General features: G+C 65.1%; 4 protein-coding genes. All 4 read left to right on the top strand.

Features of this window, described 5'->3' with window-relative positions; all coding sequences use genetic code 11:
• Positions 1-267, top strand: a 267-nt coding sequence (locus P8Y64_14120) for a ribonucleoside-diphosphate reductase, adenosylcobalamin-dependent (protein ID MEJ2061590.1), incomplete at its 5' end; no start/stop codon positions are given.
• Positions 268-365: 98 nt separating this feature from the next.
• Positions 366-2,222, top strand: coding sequence for a dihydroxy-acid dehydratase (gene ilvD, locus P8Y64_14115; GenBank protein MEJ2061589.1), 1,857 nt, complete (start codon positions 366-368; stop codon positions 2,220-2,222).
• A 44-nt stretch (positions 2,223-2,266) separates the two neighbouring features.
• Positions 2,267-2,701 (top strand): hypothetical protein, encoded by a 435-nt coding sequence (locus P8Y64_14110; protein MEJ2061588.1) that lies wholly within the window; start codon positions 2,267-2,269, stop codon positions 2,699-2,701.
• A gap of 145 nt (positions 2,702-2,846) precedes the next feature.
• A partial coding sequence (locus tag P8Y64_14105) for a DsrE family protein (protein MEJ2061587.1) occupies positions 2,847-3,304 on the top strand: 458 nt, incomplete at its 3' end.

Raw genomic sequence — 3,304 nt, 5'->3', positions numbered from 1 at the left:
ACCGCCACCGAGCTGCCGCCGGGGACGCATCTGGCCATGCAGGCGGCGCTGCAGCCCTACGTGGACAACGCCATTTCCAAGACCATCAACATCCCGCGCGACTTCCCCTTCGAAGCGTTTCGCGACATCTACCATCAGGCCTACGATCTGGGGCTCAAGGGGGTCACCACCTTCCGGCCCAATCCGGTCACCGGCGAGGTATTGAGCGCAGGCAGCACCCAGCGCTGCTGCACTCTGCCCGAGGAATCCGAGGCCGGGCCGGCCTGAGCGGCAAACCTACCCGCAGCAGGGTTAAAACCGCGCGTTTCCCGCCGCGGTGATACACTTTATTTTCTACATAACAGAAAACGTACGGAGTTGAGCAAATGCCGAAGTATCGTTCCCATACCACCACGCATGGCCGCAATATGGCCGGGGCCCGCGCCCTGTGGCGTGCCACGGGCATGAAGGATGCGGACTTCGATAAGCCGATTATCGCCATCGCCAACTCCTTCACCCAGTTCGTCCCGGGGCATGTGCACCTCAAGGACCTGGGCCAGATGGTTGCGCGCGAGATCGAGGACGCCGGCGGGGTGGCCAAGGAATTCAACACCATCGCCGTGGACGACGGCATCGCCATGGGTCACGGCGGCATGCTGTATTCGCTGCCCTCCCGCGACCTGATCGCCGACTCCGTGGAATACATGGTCAATGCGCACTGCGCCGACGCGCTGGTGTGCATCTCCAACTGCGACAAGATCACCCCCGGCATGCTGATGGCGGCGATGCGCCTCAACATTCCCACCGTGTTCGTGTCCGGCGGCCCCATGGAGGCCGGCAAGGTGATCGCCAAAACCCAGGGCAGCGAGCAGGTGGTTCATCTCGACCTGATCGACGCCATGGTCGCCGCGGCCGACAGCCACAACAGCGACGAGCAGGTGGCCGAGCTCGAGCGCTCCGCCTGCCCGACCTGCGGCTCCTGTTCCGGCATGTTCACCGCCAACTCCATGAACTGCCTGACCGAGGCGCTGGGTCTGTCGCTGCCGGGCAACGGATCGCTGCTGGCCACCCACGCCGACCGCAAGGCGCTGTTCCTCAAGGCCGGACGGTTGATCGTGGACCTCGCCAAGCGCTACTACGAGCAGGACGACGAGCGTGTGCTGCCGCGCAACATCGCCGGTTTCGACGCCTTCGAGAACGCCATGAGCCTGGATATCGCCATGGGCGGCTCGACCAATACCGTGCTGCACCTGCTGGCGGCCGCGCAGGAGGCCAAGGTGGACTTCACCATGCAGGACATCGACCGCCTCTCGCGCCGCGTGCCCAACCTGTGCAAGGTTGCGCCCTCCAGCCAGTTCCACATGGAAGACGTGCACCGCGCCGGCGGCATCATGGCCATCCTCGGCGAGCTCGACCGCGGCGGGCTGATTCACCGCGACGTGCCCACCGTGCACAGCGACACGCTGGGCGAGGCCGTCGAGCATTGGGACGTGCGCCGCGCGGCCGAGGCCGAGCGTGCGCTGTATTACGCCGCCCCGGGCGGTGTGCCGAGCCAGGTGGCTTTCAGCCAGGATGCGCGCTGGAGCGACCTGGATCTGGACCGCGAGCAGGGCTGCATCCGCGACATCGAGCACGCCTATTCCAAGGACGGCGGCCTCGCCGTGCTGTACGGCAACCTGGCCGAGGACGGCTGCATCGTGAAGACCGCCGGCGTGGACCAGAGCAATCTGGTGTTCGAGGGGCCGGCGCGCATCTTCGAATCCCAGGACGCCGCCGTCGAAGGCATCCTCAACGACGAGGTCCAGCCGGGCGACGTGGTGCTCATCCGCTACGAGGGGCCCAAGGGCGGGCCGGGCATGCAGGAAATGCTCTATCCGACCAGCTACCTGAAGTCCAAGGGGCTGGGCAAGGCCTGCGCCCTGATCACCGACGGCCGCTTCTCGGGCGGCACCTCCGGGCTGTCGATCGGCCACGCCTCGCCGGAGGCCGCCGAGGGCGGCAATATCGGCCTGGTGGAGGAGGGCGACATGATCGCCATCGACATCCCGCATCGCTGCATCGAGATCAAGATCAGCGACGAGGAACTGGCGGCGCGCCGCGAACGCATGATCGAACGCGGCAGCGACGCCTGGAAGCCGGTGGACCGCGACCGTCCGGTCAGCGCCGCGCTGCGCGCCTACGCCGCCATGACCACCTCGGCCGCGCGCGGCGCGGTGCGCGACGTCACCCAGGTGGAGCGCTGAGCCGAGCCTGATCCGGGCACCGGCGCCAACGATACCGAGCGCGGATGTCTTACCGGCACACCCAGGTCGCAACCGTCTTGCTGGTCGTGCTGGGCGCCGGGCTGCTTGCGGCGCTGTACGCCGCGGCCAGGACACACTGGAGCCCGGTGATGCTGGTAGTGCTGGCGGTGTTGGCCGGCGTGGTGTTGCTGTTTCACTCCCTCACCATCGAGCAGGAAGGACGCTGGCTTATCGCGCGTTTCGGTTCCGGCCCGATCCGCTTCCGCTTCGACCTGGACGAAGTGGTTTCCGCCAAACCGGTGCGCAACCGCTGGTGGTACGGCTGGGGCATTCATCTCACCCCGGACGGCTGGCTGTACAACGTGTCCGGCCTGGAGGCGGTGGAGCTCGTGTTCGGCTCCGGCAGGCGGGTGCGGCTGGGTACCGACGAACCTGCGCGGCTGGCCGCCGTGGTCAATAATCACGCGCACGCATCGTAGTGATTGTCGCAAGCGGGAAACAATCAAGGGAATAGAATGGCGTCTCAGCCGTCCTTCTCCCCGGGCGCGCAAAAAACGCCCACGCGTGGCGGGACTGTCATGCGCGCCTTTAAATCCATACATTCAAAGCGTACAGGTGTTTGTAATGAAAAAAGCGATTGCTTGGGTAGGGCTGTTGTTCGTGCTGGGCTTCGTCCGGCCTGCCATGGCCCAGGATGCGCTGCCCCAGTTCCCGGGCATCAAAACCATTCCCGTCCTTGAAGATCCGCAGTGGGCCGAATATTTCCGTGCGCATCAGCCCGTCAAGGTGGTCTTCGGCGTGAGCGATCCCAAGGCCCAGCTGCAGGAGTCCCTCACCAATGCCGCGCTGATCATCCGCGATCTCAAGGCCAACAAGGTCAAATACAAGATTCAGTTCGTGCTGTACGGCAATGCCGTGCTGGCGGCCGATTCCTTCGGCCAGAAATACGCGTCCTACTCCGACCTCATGCAATCGCTGCACGCTCAGGGCGTGGAATTCCGGGTCTGCTACAACTCGCTGTACAGCCTGCACAAGGATCCTTCCGACGTGTATTCGTACATGAAGGTCATTCCCGCCGGCAT

The organism is Gammaproteobacteria bacterium, from assembly GCA_037388465.1.
Classification (GTDB): Bacteria; Pseudomonadota; Gammaproteobacteria; order SpSt-1174; family SpSt-1174; genus JARRKE01.
This window is presented reverse-complemented; position numbering and strand designations above follow the sequence as displayed.

Coding starts and splice junctions, on each gene's coding strand:
- P8Y64_14110 (MEJ2061588.1), top strand. CDS start 2,267: ATGTCTTACCGGCACACCCAGGTCGCAACCGTCTTGCTGGTCGTGCTG.
- ilvD (MEJ2061589.1), top strand. CDS start 366: ATGCCGAAGTATCGTTCCCATACCACCACGCATGGCCGCAATATGGCC.